A 15,897-nucleotide genomic window follows, 5' to 3' on the forward strand; every position below is an offset into this window, starting at 1 on the left:
ATTACACCTCCGCTGTCAATAACGCGATGATTTCTTCTTTTGATGTCGCTGCCACGATGCGCTCGACGTTCTCCTCATCGGAGCAAATGACTGCGATATTTGATAACAACTCGAGGTGTTCATCCCCGACGCCAGCGATGCCGATAACGAGTCGTGCTTGTTCCGTTCCGAACGCTACGCCTTGCGGTACTTGTAGAATCGATAGCCCCGTTTTCTTGACCTGTGATTTAGCCGACTCTGTTCCGTGTGGAATCGCGACATGGTTGCCAATGTAGACCGTTGATAAGGCATGACGTTCCTGCATTGAATCGATATACCCCGCCTCGACATATCCGTGATCGACGAGGAGTTGACCGGCAGCCTTGATGGCTGCCGTCTCGTCTGCGAATTGTTGATCAAGTAATACAAGTTCCGGTGAAAGGTTCATTGTCGTTGTCATGTTTATTCCTCCTTGAGTGTCTCTATCTTTATCTTTAAGAAATCTTATTTCTTGCTGTTTCGATCTCATGGACGAGTTGATCATAATATCCGGCATTTAAGAAATTATCGACTGATCGGTGTTCTGCCGTTGGTACCTGTTCCTTCGCCCGCTCCGTCAAATCACGGTGCGTGATGATCAGTTCGGCGTTTTGCGGCAATTGACTGATCGACGTATTCGTTACCTTGATCGGTAAGCCCGCTTTGTTGATCTTATTGCGAAGGACAGATGCTCCCATCGCACTCGATCCCATACCAGCGTCACAAGCGAAGATGATATGTTCGACTTCCGCAAGTGGTTTGGCATCAGCTGAAACGAGTGTCGAGGCAATCGATTGTTTTCCTTTCATCGCACTGACGTTCGCGCTCGCCTCTTCAAGCGACGTTTCTTTTGCCTTGCTAGTTTTTAGCAGGACAGTCGAGACAACAAATGTCACAGATGCTGAAACAAGTACACCTGCAATCAATCCGACGTAAGAACCGCGTGATGCCATTGCGAGGACCGCGATGATACTACCTGGTGAAGCGGGTGCGACTAATCCGACATCAAACAGGACGAAAGTGAGGATACCACTCATGCCACCTGCAATCATCGCAAGCAACAAGACTGGCTTCATCAAGACGTATGGGAAATAGATTTCGTGAATTCCACCGATAAATTGGATAAATGCTGCACCGGGTGCTGTCTTCTTCGCTGCACCAGAACCGAAGAACGAGTAAGCAAGTAACAATCCAAGACCTGGACCTGGGTTGGCTTCGAGTAAGAACAGAACTGATTTACCCGCCTCGTTTACTTGGTCGAGACCAAGCGGGCTTAAAATACCGTGGTTGATCGCATTATTTAAGAACAAGATTTTTGCCGGTTCGATGAACAAACTCGCTAATGGTAGCAAATGTGCGCTGACGATCGCACCAACTGCTGCGGCCATGATGTCGTCAAGACCTGTCATGAGTGGTCCGAATACTTTGAATCCACCGAGCATCAACAAACCACCGATGATTCCGACTGAGAAGTTATTGACGAGCATCTCGAGACCTGGTTTGACTTTTCCTTCAATCAACTGATCGAACTTTTTGATGACGTATCCACCAAGTGGTCCCATGATCATGGCACCGAGGAACATCGGAATCTCTGTTCCGACGATAACCCCCATCGTCGCAAGCGTCCCGACAACGCCTCCCCTGACGTCATGCATTAATTTCCCGCCCGTGTATCCAATCAGCAACGGTAAGAGATAGGTGATTGTCGGACCGACAAGTTCACCGAGTTCCTTATTCGGTGCCCATCCAGTCGGGATGAAGAGTGCCGTGATGATCCCCCAAGCGATGAATGCACCGATGTTCGGCATGACCATACCGCTTAAAAAGCTACCGAACCGTTGAACTTGTACACGGATACCCCGTGCTCCATTTTGAGCTGTCGCCATTGCGTTAGCCTCCATTTCGTGTATGAGTTGATAAGATGATTGCTTTGCTATGCCCTTATTGTAAGATCATTGCAAGCGCTTACTCAATCTTTCCTAGTTCAGTCTTTGTCCAAGAAGTTGGACAGACTGGAAAGAAGCCTGCCTGATCCAAGAAAAAATCCCTGCCACTTCAAGGATCAAGTGACAGGGGTTTTTCAAGTATTGCCTAGGAATTGATCAATTACCGTTCGAAACGTTCGATTTAAAAGCAGACGAATTGCATGTTCCTCTCCGAACTCAAATTGATCCATTTGTTCGGGACTTTCAATGATTGCGGCACTAATCGAACTGAGTAATTCAAGCAGTTCGTTCGAGGTCTCTTCCGGTGCGACAAGGACAAGAAGCCGTTCGACGGATTGCAACTGTTGATCCATCCCGAGTAAGTCGATTGGTTCAGGCAATTCAAAAATGAGAAATCCTCCTCTTTGAATTGTCGCATCACGTCCGTGGAATAAAGCAAGCCGTGTTCCTGGAATACCAAGACCCGACATCTCATGACGACGCAACAATTGCGCCGAGAGTGAAACAGCTGATTTTGCTAATCCTTGATCGACCATTCGTGTGCTGATCTCAAATAATAACGATTCAATCCCATCGTCCACACGCTCCAACCGTTCCATTTGAAATCCGTTCGACACTTGAATCGACGATGCAACGAGCCGATGCAATTGCTCGAGATCGAGCCATTCTGTTTTCGTCTGCCGTGGTTCTGGTTGGAAGGATTTTGGTAAGGCAAGAATCAATTTTCGGATCCGTTCGACCTCATCCTGAGGGAGCAACGGGTTGACAAGAAGATGTGGTGGGCGGATGTCAGGCAACGGCACGGTCGATAAAACGAAGTCATACGATTCAATCGGTAACCGTTCAATGCCAAACAGCGACGAGTTATCGATATGTTCAAGTTCAGTAAATTCTTGCCGTAACCGATTCATCAATAACTTTGAAGAGCCGAGTCCAGCAGAGCAGACGACTAAAACGCGATATGGTAGTTTAGGTGTCGGTTTGCTGAGAACAGCCCCGAAATGCATGACCCAAAATGCTAAATCCACGTCTTCAAATGTCGCATCTGTGAAGATCGACAGCGCTGCTTGTTTGACCGCATCGAACAGACGTGGATACTCCCGTTCAATTTGTTTGATGACATAGGACGGATTGACGCTATTTTGACGCGTATAGGATTGAATATGCGAAACGAGCCCCCGCTCCAAAGCATAATCTTTCGTAAAGTTCGTTCCATATAATAAAGAGACGTGTTCAATCAATCGTTTCACACGGAGGCGTGTGACGAGTTCTTCCGTATCTCCTGCGTCCGATTGAAAAAACGCGCGCAACTCTTCTGATAACCATTGACGTTCGGCAATCGACAATGTGTCAGGTAATCGCTCTTCGACGCGTTCCACCCATTTGAGAATTTCGACTGGGTACGCTTTTAACTCGTAACGCATCGGAAACTGATCTTTGCGCAACGCTTGTAAAGCTAAGCTGAGTGTGGCACGCATGATTTGTCGGTCATTGAGACGTCCTTCTTTCGTCAACGGTGCAATGACTGCATACGCTTGATTGATCATCTCAAGCCATGATGTTCGGTTCATTTGTAACAGATGGGGTAACTGATCGACATCTCCTTGCAACAACCGATAGAAAGCAAGAACATCCCATTGTGTAAAGATCAATGAGATCAATAAGCGTCGTTTGTTGATCTCTTCGCCGATGACTTCGGCACCAATGCCTTTTTTGCGCTTGATTTCAAGGTCATATTGCATAAACCACTCATCAATCCGCTCTAAATCCTGGCTGATCGTACTCGGTGCCACGTACATCGCATGGGCGATCGCCTGTAATTTGACCATCCCGTCTTCTTGCAGTAGCCGATACGCTAACTCGACTTGGCGATCCTCAGCAGTCGGTAATTGTTTGTGTGATAACAATAATTGGTCCCGTAGTACGTGTTTGGCTTCATCCGTTCCCTCAATCAACAGACCTCTACCGCGGACATATGTCAAACGTAACTCATGGTCTTCTAAAGACTGGGCAAGACGATCCCGTTCACGCTGAATCGTTCGTTCCGATGTCTCGAGCGTTTCCGCGATTTCTTGTATTTGAACAGGTTCCTCACGTGATAAGAGGAAAAATAAGATATCGTGTTCCCGTGGTGTGAATTCAGTCATGTAGCCTCACTCTTTTCCGCCAAGATTCGAGGATGACGTCATATGCAGTCGGATCCAGAATCCGATCGACTGGATGAACAGAACAATACGCTTTCCAGACGTGTCGATGGATAAGTTGTGCTTCTCCGACGATAAAAGATGCCTGATCAGGAAGATCTACGATTCGACATGTCTTGACGTCTGTCGTAATCCCACATTCAAGTAAGCGTTTTCTAAAAATCGTAGCCGCTATGACACTACTTGCCATTCCACTCTCGCATACGAAATAGATGATTTCTGGATTCATCCGTCATTCCTCCCCTTCATTTTATAAGAATATCAGAAATAGTTTCGGGGTTTTACCTTGAAACAAAATCAATAGTTATTTTTGAACTGGCAGATTTCCTTGCCAAACACAAAAAAGCCTGGATTTCTGAAGATGCCAGAAAATCCAGACTGCGTGATTTAGCCAGTTTGTTGCATTGTTCTTAAATATTGACCGACGGCTTCCGCCACTTCACGACCTTCTCGAATTGCCCAGACAATGAGCGATTGACCACGTCGTGCGTCACCTGCGGCAAATACACCTGAACGGTTCGTCGCATAACGAATCGTCTTGATTTTTCCGCGTTCCGATGCAACCGCTAAATGCTCGAGTATACGCTCTTCCACACCGCTGAATCCGATAGCGATCCAGACTTGATCGACCGGGAAGTAACGATCGCTCCCTTCGATTTCCTCAAAGATCACCGCACCCGATTCATTTTTTGTTTTTGTCGTCTGAATCGTCCAGACACCGGTGACTTGACCCGATTCACTTGTCGTGAATCGCTTGATGGCGATCAAGTATTCACGGGGATCTCGACCGAATTGTTGGAATGCTTCCGCATATCCATAATCGATCGAATAAAGCAAAGGTGTATCCGGCCACATGTTTCCTGTTGCACGTGTCGTACCTGGTTGTTCATGCTTGCCGAATTGGACGACGGAGCGGCAGCGTTGACGGAGCGCCGTCGCTACACAGTCCGCTCCTGTATCGCCGCCACCAATGACAAGAATATCCTTATCTCTCGCATCGTGATCAGGAGACAACGGTTCTTTCGAGAGCACGTGGCGTGTCACTCCAGTCAGATAATCCATCGCATAACCGACTCCTTGCGTTGGTGCTTCTGTCAATTTTCGTGGTTCCGTCGCACCGACACACAAGATTACAGCATCATACTCTGCTTCAAGTGTCTCGAGCGTGATATCTGCGCCGATCGTAACATTCGTCCGAAAGTGGATTCCTTCTGCTTCAAGCAAATCAACACGACGCTGTACGACCTCTTTATCGAGTTTCATCGCTGGTATACCGTATGTCAAAAGCCCGCCGACGCGGTCCTCTCGTTCAAAGACGGTGACCTGGTGCCCTGCTTGATTCAGCTGATCAGCAGCTGCAAGACCGGCAGGACCAGATCCGACGATGGCAATAGAATGCGACGAACGTATCATTGGAATTCGAGGCACAACCCATCCTTTTTCAAACCCGATATCAATGATCGATCGTTCAATATCCTTGATTGCAACTGCAGGTTCATGAATTGATAACGTACACGATCCTTCGCACGGCGCTGGGCAGACGCGACCCGTGAATTCAGGAAAATTGTTCGTCTCAAGCAGTCGATCGAGGGCCTCTTGAAAACGACCTTCTTCTACAAGTAAATTCCATTCTGGAATTAAGTTATAGACTGGACAACCGATCTTCACTTGATCAAATACTTCCCCTACATGGCAAAACGGGGTGCCACAATCCATACATCGACTTGCTTGTTGACTCGCTTCCGCTTCCGTCAAAGCCGTCTTGTATTCACTAAAATCCCCCACCCGTTCGCTTGGGTGTCGTTCCGCTCCGCTTGAACGAGCAACTGTCATGAATTGATCGCGTCGTTTCATCGTACTCCTCCTGTTCTTCGACCAAGATGTGTCTCGAATGCGAGTAACATCGCTTCTTCAGTGTTATGTCCTTGTTTTGCGAAATCAGCCATCAATGTTGTCACTTTCTCGTACGTCGATGGAATGACGCGGATGAACGAATGGATGACATGATCCCAGTTCGCTAGAATCGCATCGCCCTGCTCACTTCCGGTCCGTTCGACGTGCCGCTCGATGAACGTCTTCAGTCGCGTGATCTCTTCGGCATGCGTGACGGGTCCAGTCGAGACGAGTTCGCGGTTGACACGTTGTAAAAATTGTTCGGGATTACGCGGTAAGACATAAGCGACACCGCCTGACATACCGGCTGCAAAGTTTTTTCCGATATCGCCAAGGACAACGACAGATCCACCGGTCATATACTCGAGTCCATGATTGCCGATTCCTTCGACGACGGCGACGGCTCCACTGTTTCGAACCGCAAATCGCTCACCTGCCTGACCGTTGACATAAAGTTCTCCACTTGTCGCTCCGTAAAGTGCGACATTACCGATGATCGATTGATCGGACGAGACGAACGAAATCGAGCGTGGAGGATGAACTGCGATGATACCCCCGGACAACCCTTTCCCTACATAATCATTCGCTTCTCCCGTGACATCAAGCGTCATCCCACGTGGGAGATACGCACCTAAACTTTGCCCAGCAGATCCCTGCAGTTCAAGTTTCAATCGATCCGTCGGAAGACCAAGTGCCCCAAATCGTCTGGTCAGCATCGCACCGGTCTGCGTGCCAATCGCACGGTCTGTATTTTGAATCGTTAAACGTAGTGTCTGTGGTTGACTGAAATCTGCCGACTCTAAATACGGTGCGACTTCACGGGCGTCAAAGGAACGCTCGACGTGATGCTGTTGTTGTTCAGCCGGACCGTGTGACACATGAACGAGGAGACGAGAGAAATCAAGACTTTTCGCCTTCCAATGCGTTCGTTGTCGTTCCGATGGTTCGAGTAAATCCGTACGCCCTACGAGATCTTGCAACCGTCTCACACCGAGCTTTGCTAAATGTTCTCGTACTTCCTCAGCGATAAATGTCATGAAATGGACGACGTCATCGGCAGATCCGGTAAATTTCTTGCGGAGCTCTGGATCCTGTGTCGCGACACCAACAGGACACGTATCGAGATGACACGCACGCATCATGATACAGCCGACAGCGATAAGTGGTGCTGTCGCAAACCCATATTCATTCGCTCCGAGCATTGCTGCGAGGATGACATCACGACCGGTCAATAGCTTTCCGTCCGTCTCGAGAACGACACGCTCGCGTAACCCGTTTAATGTCAACGTTTGATGTGTTTCAGCAAGACCAAGTTCCCATGGCAGTCCGGCATGTTGAATACTCGTCTTAGGTGAGGCGCCCGTTCCGCCGTCATGACCACTGATGACGATAACATCTGCTAACCCCTTCGCAACGCCAGCAGCAATCGTTCCAACGCCTCCTTTGGCGACGAGTTTGACGCTAATCCGGGCTTGATCGTTGGCACGTTTTAAGTCATGAATCAACTGGGCTAAATCTTCAATTGAATAGATATCATGGTGTGGAGGTGGTGAGATCAATCCAACACCCGGTGTCGATGCACGCACCCGTGCGATCCACGGATAGACTTTTTCACCAGGCAATTGACCACCTTCTCCGGGCTTCGCACCTTGTGCCACCTTGATTTGTAATTCATCGGCATGTACCAGATAATGACTCGTCACTCCAAAACGACCAGAGGCGATTTGTTTGATTCGGCTCATCCGGAAGTCACCATTTTCATCCCGTTCGTATCGTTCCTCCTCTTCACCGCCTTCACCACTATTACTCTTTCCACCTAAGCGGTTCATCGCGATCGCAAGCGTCTCGTGCGCTTCTTTTGATAACGAGCCGTATGACATCGCACCCGTCTTGAAGTATTTGAGGATTTCGCTGACAGGCTCAACTTCTTCGATCGGGATCGCCGTCGTCTCCTTGAACGTCAACAGATGTCGTAGCACCGTTGCCGGTTCCTCCTGAATGCGTTGAGCGTACTTTTGATAGAGCCGGTAATCATTCGTACGGCATGCGTGTTGCAACAAATGAATCGTCGCTGGATTAAACGCATGATGTTCTCCTGCTTGACGGTACCGGAAGACACTGCCGGACTCTAAATGAATCCGTTCATCTGCAACCTGTTGTGCTCGTCGGACTTCTTCTTCCATCAGCTCAAGCGTCATCCCACTCAATTGAGAGACCGTGCCAGTGAAATGCTGTTCGATGACAGAGCGATCGATTCCGACTGCTTCAAAGATTTGAGCACCCCGATAACTGAAGATCGTCGAAATGCCCATCTTCGACATGACTTTGACGACGCCTTCCGTGACTGCTTTTTGATAACGTTTGGCTACATCCGTAAAACGATCCCCTACTGCTTCTTCAAGCGTCGCATATGCAAGGTACGGATAAATCGCATCCGCACCATACCCGATCAACGTGGCGACATGATGGACTTCACGAATTTCTCCACCTTCAACGATCAAGCTGAGATTTGTACGTAATCCCTTACGAATCAGCGCATGATGAATCGAACTCGTTACTAAGAGGATTGGCATCGGTAATGTTCCAGGGCGAACGAGACGATCCGATAACGTCAATAATTCATACCCGTTTTGTGCAGCGGTCACAGCCTCATCAACGATCATGTCAAGCGCTTCTTCAAGCGAGTCGGTGAACGTCGTTGAGATCGTTTTCTGCTTAAGTCCACATTGTTTAAGCACATGGGCTTCGTCTGGTCGCAGGATCGGCGTCTCTAAGCGAACACGACGACAGTTCGCACGGTTCGGCGTCAGCAGCTCCCCTTGTCGACCAAGCCATGTTAGCGTCGAGGTGACGATCTCTTCGCGTAACGCATCGATCGGTGGATTCGTGACTTGTGCGAATAGCTGTTTGAAATAACGGAACAAGGATTGAGGACGTTCACTTAAGACCGCTAGCGGTATGTCCGTTCCCATCGCGCCTAACGGATCCTTTTGTTCTTCGACGAGTGGAATCAAGTATTGATCGATATCTTCACGCGTGTATCCAAAATGCCGTTGTTTCGTTCCAAGTTCAATGAGTGTTTCCTTGAAGTCGTTACTTGAGAGGGAAACGACTTCTTGAGCGAGCCACTCCGCGTAAGGGTGACGTGTCGCTAGCTCCCGCTTGATCTCTTCATCTGCGATTAACTGACCGGACGCAAAATCGAGTAAAAGGAGTTCACCCGGTGCTAATCGTTTTTTGTACAAAATGTCTTGTTCACGAAGAGGGAGTACTCCTGCTTCTGACGACAACATGAAGTGACCATCGCGTAACAATACATATCGAGCCGGGCGTAAACCATTTCGGTCAAGCGTCGCACCAATCTGTTTTCCGTTCGTGAAGACGATGGCAGACGGACCATCCCACGGTTCCATCATGCTACTGTGATACTCATAGTACGCGCGCTTCGCCGGTCTGATTTCGGCATGTTCGAATGGTTCCGGCACGAGCATCAGTGCTGTCTCAGCGAGAGAAAGACCTGACAGATGAAGAAACTCAAACGCATTATCAAGCATTGATGAGTCGCTACCTGTCTCATCCAATATCGGTAACACTTCCTCTGCCCGATTACCGTACGTCGTCTCAGCAAGTCGACGTTCTCGACCGCGCATTGCCCGAATGTTTCCTTGCAACGTATTGATTTCGCCATTGTGAATCAAATATCGGTTTGGATGGGCACGTTTCCAACTTGGGAACGTGTTCGTACTAAAACGTGAATGTACAATACCAAAGCCTGACTGATAGCGTTCGTCTCGTAAATCATCAAAGTACGCACGTAGTTGATCCGTCGTCACGAGTCCTTTATACACGATTGTTTCACTCGAGCTACTCAAGACGTATTGCTCGAGACCGAGTTGCTCCGATTCACGTTCAAACGCTCGTCGAATCAAAAAAAGTGTTCGTTCAAATGTCAATCCTTCCATCGCCTGTGCACCAATGAAGCATTGACGAATGACTGGCTCCGTACGACGTGCACCTGATCCAAGCACTTCGGACCGAACAGGTACGGTCCGCCACCCTAATACGTCTTGTCCTTCTGTCAAAATGATTGACTCTAACGTTCGTTCGAGTCGCGTCCGTTCCCGTTCCTCACGTGGCAAGAACATCATGAAAACGCCATAATCCCCTTTTTTAGGGAAGGAAATGTGCCGAACCGTTTCACGAAACAACCGATCTGGTAATTGCGTTAAAATACCCGCCCCGTCTCCAGTCTTCGCATCACTCCCTTGTCCACCACGGTGTTCCATTTGACAAAGCATGGCCAATGCATGTTCAACTATTTCATGACTCGCTCGTCCTGTTTGATGTGCGTAAACCCCGATCCCACACGCATCATGTTCCATACGAGGGTCGTATAAGCCCTGCTGTTCAGGGTATTTATGAAATGTCATAGTAGCACTCTCCTTGCCTTCTTAATTTTCTGTATATTCAGTTAAGTTACACTTTACACCCTTTTATGTTTATTCGCTACTATGCATAATCACCATCTTGTCCACCCTCAGGAGGTAGAATTACCATATATCAACATTGATAACGCTTACATAAACTTGGATATTCATTCAATATTTTTTTTAATTAAATCCAACACTTTATGCGCGTATTGCTTTGCCCGAACATGTGATTCCGTGGTATTTTTAAGTAGGAACAGCGTTACTGATTACGGAAATAAAGAGAGGAATAATACGATGAAAAAAACAATGCAATGGACGGGACTCTTGATTGCAGGAAGCTCGATTCTATTAAGCGCATGCGGTCAACAAGACGAGAAAGCAACCGCATACGATAAAATCCAAAAAGAAGGCACAATCGTCGTCGCAACAGCAGGTACACTTTACCCGACGTCCTATCATGATGAAAAAAGTAATAAATTGACGGGGTTTGACGTTGAAGTCGTCAAAGAAGTAGCCAAACGGCTTGATTTGAAAGTAAAGTTCAAAGAGATGTCTTTCGACGGTATGTTGACAAGCGTTAATACAGGTCAGGTTGACCTTGCGGCTAACGACATTACGATCACCGATGACCGTAAAGAAAAATTCGCTTTCTCAAAACCATATAAATATACGTATGGTACGGCAATCGTCCGTAAAAGTGATTTGTCAGGCATCAAGTCTCTAGAAGATCTAAAAGGAAAAAAAGCTGCCGGAGAAGCAACAACGACATATATGCAGATTGCTAAAAAATACGGTGCAAAAGAAGTCACTTACGATAATGCGACGAACGATCAATATCTACGAGATGTCTCAAATGGTCGCACAGACGTCATCTTGAATGATTATTACTTGCAAACACTGGCTGTCGATTTCTTCAAAGACTTCGATATCACGATTCATCCGGACATCGCCTATAACCCGAGCCAAGTCGGTTTAATCATGGATTTAGACAATAAAGAACTTCAATCCAACATTAACGAACAACTCGATAAAATGAAGGAAGACGGTACATTAAAAGACATTTCGAAGCAATTTTATGCCGGAAAGAATGTTTCCCAAATGCCTGACGTCAAAACGACGATTGTCGATGTGAACTAATGATGTCATCGATTGATTGGCGGTCCGTCTTCAATCCTGAATTGGCGGTTGATTCGTTTCCATATATTTTAAGTGGACTTGGACAAACATTATGGATTTCTTTGCTCAGCATGGCGATTGGTCTTGGAATTGGGTTAATTCTTGCGCTTTGTCGTCTCTCTCATTTTCGAGTATTGCGTATTGGAGCGAGCGCCTACATCTCATTTATGCGTGGTGTACCCATCCTTGTGCTATTGTTCATGTTGTATTTCGGGCTGCCAGTCATCAATATTCAACTGAACGCGTTGACTGCTGCGATTACTGGTTTTAGTTTAAATAGTGCGGCATACATGGCAGAAATCATTCGTTCTTCCTTACTCTCGATTGATCGTGGGCAGGAAGAGGCAGCGGCGTCCCTCGGTTTATCTAGGTATCGGACGTTTGTTGGCATCATTTTGCCGCAAGCGATTCGAATTGCCATCCCACCGCTTTCGAACGTCTTGCTAGATCTTGTTAAAGCTTCGTCGCTTGCTGCCATGATTACAGTCCCTGAAATTTTTCAAAAGGCAAAAATCGTTGGTGGGCGTGAATTCGACTATATGACCGTCTATTTTGTCGTTGCGTTCATTTACTGGGGTATATGTTCATGTATCGCAGTCATCCAAGAGATTCTCGAGCGTCGTTTTGCCCGGTATCTCTGATTTATTATCTCCTATATGGTAATACAAACAGGCGATGGACATGATCCTTCGCCTGTTTGTATTTTCAATTGTTTGATATCTGTTTAGCCTTCTCGATACATCGCTAAAAAATGTTCTAATTGTTGCGGCTGTAGCGGTCGATAGAATAGATATCCTTGCAACGTATGACACCCCATCTGTTCGAGCAATGTTGCCTCTTCTTCAAGTTCGATTCCTTCTGCTACGATTGCCATATTTAATCGTTTTCCTAATTGAATGATCGTCTCGATCATTGCTCGTTTCCTTTCAGAATGAATCGCTTCTTGAACGATTTCTTTTGGAATTTTTAATTGATCGAACGGTAGTTCCACGAGTGGTTGCATGGATGAGAATCCAGTTCCAAAATCATCAAGAGCGATTCGAATGCCATACAAATGGAGTGCGTTTAATGTTTTGATAATTTGCTCGGTTCCTTCGATAAAGATATGTTCTGTCATCTCGATTTCAAGTAGGGATGGAGGAAAACCTGTTTGCTTTAATATAGTGAGCACTCGATTCGTAAAATCAGCTTGTCGTAATTCCCACGGTGAAACATTAACCGAAATCGTCAGAGGTTCCTTCCCTTCCTCCAACCAAGCTTTTCCTTGAAGACAGGCTTGACGCATGACCCATCGCCCTAATGTCTCAATAAATCGTGTTCTTTCCGCGAGTGGAATGAACTCAACTGGTGGAACAAGACCGTATTCCGGATGATTCCAACGAATTAAAGCCTCTACACCTGTAATTTGACGCGTTCTCGCATTGACTTGAGGTTGAAATAAAATAAAGAAGTCTCGATCCAATTCTGCATCATATAAATCGCGCGTTAACTGGAGTGCTCGCTTCCGTTCATTTTGTGTTGCTAAGTCTGTGATCGCATACGTGTTCTTTCGATTTGCTTTGGCTGTAAATAATGCAATCTCCGCGTCATTGATGACATGGTCCGTCGATTCATCATTAATATAGGAAACACCAATACTCGCAGTAACATTGATTTGCTTAAAGTCAATTTGTACACGTTCTGATACACTTGATAAAATATCGTCACAGAGGACTCGTGCATCATGATGATAAGGCGCATGAAGTAAAAAAGCACTACCGCTCGCTTTCGCAATCGTACAATCTGAAAAACGATTCATCAATCGTCGACCAATGATGTGTAATGAACGGTCACCAGTTCGGTAACCGAATGCATCATTTACTGTTTTGAAATCATCCAAATCCACGAGACAAATCATATCGCCATCTTGTTTTTTCTTATCTACTTCAATGACAAACGAAGAGCGGTTTGGTAAACCTGTCACGGGATCCGTAAATGCTTGTTCCTGTAAACGGGCTAAGTATTCAATATTTCGTTCAAGACGGGTAACATATTGATTATGGATCAGTAAACTAATGATCGTCGCAATCAAGATAAGTCCAATACGCGCGATGTGATCGGATACAAACATCGAAGTGTTTTCAAGTGATGGAGTTTGATACCAAATATAAAGAAGAGAAACCGTCGTGATGCTTGTTGCGTACAGTAGCATCGTTCGGTTGATGACGACTAAGGAAGCTAATATGAATAGAAGGGCACATGCCCAAACTGTCTGGACTCCCCTACCGATGAATGGATGATAAATATATGGAATCAATAAAAAAACGCTAGACATCATATGTGGCTTTAGTCGGTCTGATAATGTACTTTTACCGATGAAGTATTGAACACTCCCAGCACTCGCAATGACAAGTGCACGTATCCAATCCTCTCCTTTCAAACCATAACTACTAAATGTATTGGCAACGATATATAAAACGGCACCACAACTCGTCAAAATAAAAATGATCATCCCGAACAATTGATAATTTGCCCGAATTTCTCGATGATATTGCTGACTATTGGAAGAACGTCGCTGTGTATTCATCGCCATCCCCTCTTTCAAGTTCCTGTCGTTTATTTTCCTTATCAGAACCAAAATAAAACTTGAATTTTCTAAAAATAATAAAATAATGGGAAGTCATGATTTTAAGCAAAATGGGAATAGATAGGTATAGAAAGGAGCGATCACTATGTCTCATTTACTATTCATCGAAGCAAACGATAGCACGCATCAAAAAAAAGGCATTAGTTCTGAATTAAACGATGCCTTTCTGAATGCTTATCGTGAAAATCATCCTGAGGACAAAATTACGGTTTTGAATTTATTCGAGGAACGTCTTCCCTTCTTTGATCTAAAACTTGCGAACGCGGCAGGGCGGCTATTTAAAGGGGAAGAATTAACTGGAGATGATGCGACTCATGCACAACGGCTTCAAGAATATTTAAACGGATTCTTAGATGCCGATAAAGTTGTCTTTTCATTTCCGATGTGGAACTTAACGGTTCCGGCACCGCTTCACAATTACATGGATTATCTCGCCCAGGCTGGTCAAACGTTTCGTTATACAGCCGAAGGTTCGATCGGACTTGTTGAAGACAAACAAGTGCTGTTGATTCATTCACGCGGTGGTGATTACTCGACAAAAGAGAAAGCCCCAAGTGAACACGCGGTTCGCTATATGTTGAACTTGTTAGCATTCTTTGGGATCAATGATGTATCAACTGTCATTTTAGAAGGACATCAGCAATACCCAGATCGTGCATCTGAATTGATCGAACAAGCGCTTCAAGAGTGCCGACAATTCGGTCGTTCGTTTTAAATTGGGAATAGAACATACTCTGCATATTCTTCCAGAAGACGTTTTTCATGAATCGGCATATCAAATGCACAAAATAAGGAATAGGCCATCGTAAAATCACGCTGGATATCTGAGAGATCACCATTTAATTGCTGCTTAAAGTATCCCCTTTGAAAGTAAAAGTGACCTAAGAAATGACCGTCTTCCAATTGAAGACTCTCCTGAATACCTTGTTCGGTGATTTTTAGACCAGCAAGGTATTTTTTTTGCAGTGAAAGTTGTTGTCCATAGTTATATAAAATCTTGATTCGAACTTTTTTTAATTCGATCGTTTCGTATTTTGCTTGAATCAAATTCTGAAAAAGATCATCCGCTAATTCAAAGTCACCGTGTTCGACATACAGATTCGCCATCCCCATCTGAATCCGTAGATACAAGGTAGCTGATTCAAACCAGAGTTGTTCTTTATTTAGTAACCGTTCGAGCGATTGAACAGCTTTTAAGTAATGAATTTGACCACTTCTTTCCTGCACAATGATTTGATAATATCTTGCTAAATTACGTACCTGTTCATATTCAGTTGTAGACAGTACGTGTTCGCTCAATTTCAGAGCATCTACATATTTATTAGTACGTAACAAGTCCGCTAATTGTTCATCATATGATTGAAAGACATCACTTCGTAAATGATCTTGAAACAACATCGATAATGGTACTTTCAGCCGTTTTGCCACTTGTTGGAGTAAATCAATGGTAGGTGAATTTTTACCGTTTTCGACTTTACTAATTTCAGCTTGGCTACAGATGCCTTCACATAATTCTGCTTGTGTGATCTTTTTTTCTTTTCGAAGTCGCTTGATTTCATAGCCAATGGAGACGGGTAAATGATTCAAATTATACTCCTTTCTTT

The 15,897-nt window shown here is 45.6% G+C and carries 11 protein-coding genes; 3 read left to right on the forward strand and 8 right to left on the reverse strand.

Going from position 1 to position 15,897, the window contains the following annotated elements; all coding sequences use genetic code 11:
* Position 1: 1 nt before the first annotated feature.
* The 6 genes from Q7C19_RS05830 to gltB all read right to left on the reverse strand — a co-directional run bounded on the left by Q7C19_RS05830 (position 2) and on the right by gltB (position 10,491).
* Positions 2-439 carry a PTS mannitol transporter subunit IIA gene (locus tag Q7C19_RS05830; RefSeq protein WP_231496845.1) on the reverse strand — a complete coding sequence of 146 codons (438 nt, stop codon included), beginning with the start codon at positions 437-439 and terminating at the stop codon, positions 2-4.
* 34 nt (positions 440-473) lie between these two features.
* Positions 474-1,904, reverse strand: a complete 1,431-nt coding sequence (locus Q7C19_RS05835) for a PTS mannitol transporter subunit IIBC (RefSeq protein WP_035407382.1) — start codon at positions 1,902-1,904, stop codon at positions 474-476.
* 194 nt (positions 1,905-2,098) lie between these two features.
* Complete coding sequence (locus Q7C19_RS05840; RefSeq protein WP_290786595.1) at positions 2,099-4,111, reverse strand: BglG family transcription antiterminator; 2,013 nt, start codon at positions 4,109-4,111, stop codon at positions 2,099-2,101.
* The gene (locus Q7C19_RS05845; protein WP_290751047.1) at positions 4,104-4,397 is read right to left on the reverse strand and encodes a PTS sugar transporter subunit IIB; all 294 of its coding nucleotides are present in this window, start codon (positions 4,395-4,397) and stop codon (positions 4,104-4,106) included. Before Q7C19_RS05845 ends, Q7C19_RS05840 begins: the two co-directional genes overlap by 8 nt.
* A 158-nt stretch (positions 4,398-4,555) precedes the next feature.
* On the reverse strand, positions 4,556-6,022 hold the full coding sequence (locus Q7C19_RS05850) for a glutamate synthase subunit beta (RefSeq protein ID WP_056062080.1): 1,467 nt from the start codon (positions 6,020-6,022) through the stop codon (positions 4,556-4,558).
* Positions 6,019-10,491, reverse strand: coding sequence for a glutamate synthase large subunit (gltB, locus tag Q7C19_RS05855; RefSeq protein ID WP_375091866.1), 4,473 nt, complete (start codon positions 10,489-10,491; stop codon positions 6,019-6,021). Before gltB ends, Q7C19_RS05850 begins: the two co-directional genes overlap by 4 nt.
* Positions 10,492-10,785: 294 nt before the next feature.
* Here gltB and Q7C19_RS05860 point away from each other — a divergent pair, with 294 nt between their 5' ends.
* Together Q7C19_RS05860 and Q7C19_RS05865 are read left to right on the forward strand one after the other, a co-directional pair.
* Positions 10,786-11,628 (forward strand): transporter substrate-binding domain-containing protein, encoded by an 843-nt coding sequence (locus Q7C19_RS05860; protein WP_035407369.1) that lies wholly within the window; start codon positions 10,786-10,788, stop codon positions 11,626-11,628.
* Positions 11,628-12,308: an amino acid ABC transporter permease gene (locus Q7C19_RS05865; RefSeq protein WP_035407367.1), complete on the forward strand. Its 681-nt coding sequence runs from the start codon at positions 11,628-11,630 to the stop codon at positions 12,306-12,308. The genes Q7C19_RS05860 and Q7C19_RS05865 overlap by 1 nt, the downstream gene beginning before the upstream one ends.
* 83 nt (positions 12,309-12,391) lie before the next feature.
* Here the strand turns inward: Q7C19_RS05865 and Q7C19_RS05870 are convergent, their stop codons facing one another.
* Positions 12,392-14,233 (reverse strand): putative bifunctional diguanylate cyclase/phosphodiesterase, encoded by a 1,842-nt coding sequence (locus Q7C19_RS05870; protein ID WP_375091867.1) that lies wholly within the window; start codon positions 14,231-14,233, stop codon positions 12,392-12,394.
* 145 nt (positions 14,234-14,378) lie between these two features.
* On the opposite strand from Q7C19_RS05870, the gene Q7C19_RS05875 reads away from it, so the two are divergent.
* On the forward strand, positions 14,379-15,008 hold the full coding sequence (locus Q7C19_RS05875) for an FMN-dependent NADH-azoreductase (RefSeq protein ID WP_375091868.1): 630 nt from the start codon (positions 14,379-14,381) through the stop codon (positions 15,006-15,008).
* Here the strand turns inward: Q7C19_RS05875 and Q7C19_RS05880 are convergent.
* Complete coding sequence (locus tag Q7C19_RS05880; RefSeq protein WP_290775043.1) at positions 15,005-15,880, reverse strand: helix-turn-helix domain-containing protein; 876 nt, start codon at positions 15,878-15,880, stop codon at positions 15,005-15,007. The genes Q7C19_RS05875 and Q7C19_RS05880 overlap by 4 nt on opposite strands.
* Positions 15,881-15,897: the final 17 nt, after the last annotated feature.

Source organism: Exiguobacterium sp. PHA03 (genome assembly GCF_041945985.1).
Taxonomy (GTDB): domain Bacteria; phylum Bacillota; class Bacilli; order Exiguobacteriales; family Exiguobacteriaceae; genus Exiguobacterium_A.

What these genes read in the sequence shown, in the direction of transcription:
- Q7C19_RS05830 (WP_231496845.1), bottom strand. Translation starts at nt 439, where the DNA reads ATGACAACGACAATGAACCTTTCACCGGAACTTGTATTACTTGATCAA.
- Q7C19_RS05835 (WP_035407382.1), bottom strand. Translation starts at nt 1,904, where the DNA reads ATGGCGACAGCTCAAAATGGAGCACGGGGTATCCGTGTACAAGTTCAA.
- Q7C19_RS05840 (WP_290786595.1), bottom strand. Translation starts at nt 4,111, where the DNA reads ATGACTGAATTCACACCACGGGAACACGATATCTTATTTTTCCTCTTA.
- Q7C19_RS05845 (WP_290751047.1), bottom strand. Translation starts at nt 4,397, where the DNA reads ATGAATCCAGAAATCATCTATTTCGTATGCGAGAGTGGAATGGCAAGT.
- Q7C19_RS05850 (WP_056062080.1), bottom strand. Translation starts at nt 6,022, where the DNA reads ATGAAACGACGCGATCAATTCATGACAGTTGCTCGTTCAAGCGGAGCG.
- gltB (WP_375091866.1), bottom strand. Translation starts at nt 10,491, where the DNA reads ATGACATTTCATAAATACCCTGAACAGCAGGGCTTATACGACCCTCGT.
- Q7C19_RS05860 (WP_035407369.1), top strand. Translation starts at nt 10,786, where the DNA reads ATGAAAAAAACAATGCAATGGACGGGACTCTTGATTGCAGGAAGCTCG.
- Q7C19_RS05865 (WP_035407367.1), top strand. Translation starts at nt 11,628, where the DNA reads ATGATGTCATCGATTGATTGGCGGTCCGTCTTCAATCCTGAATTGGCG.
- Q7C19_RS05870 (WP_375091867.1), bottom strand. Translation starts at nt 14,233, where the DNA reads ATGAATACACAGCGACGTTCTTCCAATAGTCAGCAATATCATCGAGAA.
- Q7C19_RS05875 (WP_375091868.1), top strand. Translation starts at nt 14,379, where the DNA reads ATGTCTCATTTACTATTCATCGAAGCAAACGATAGCACGCATCAAAAA.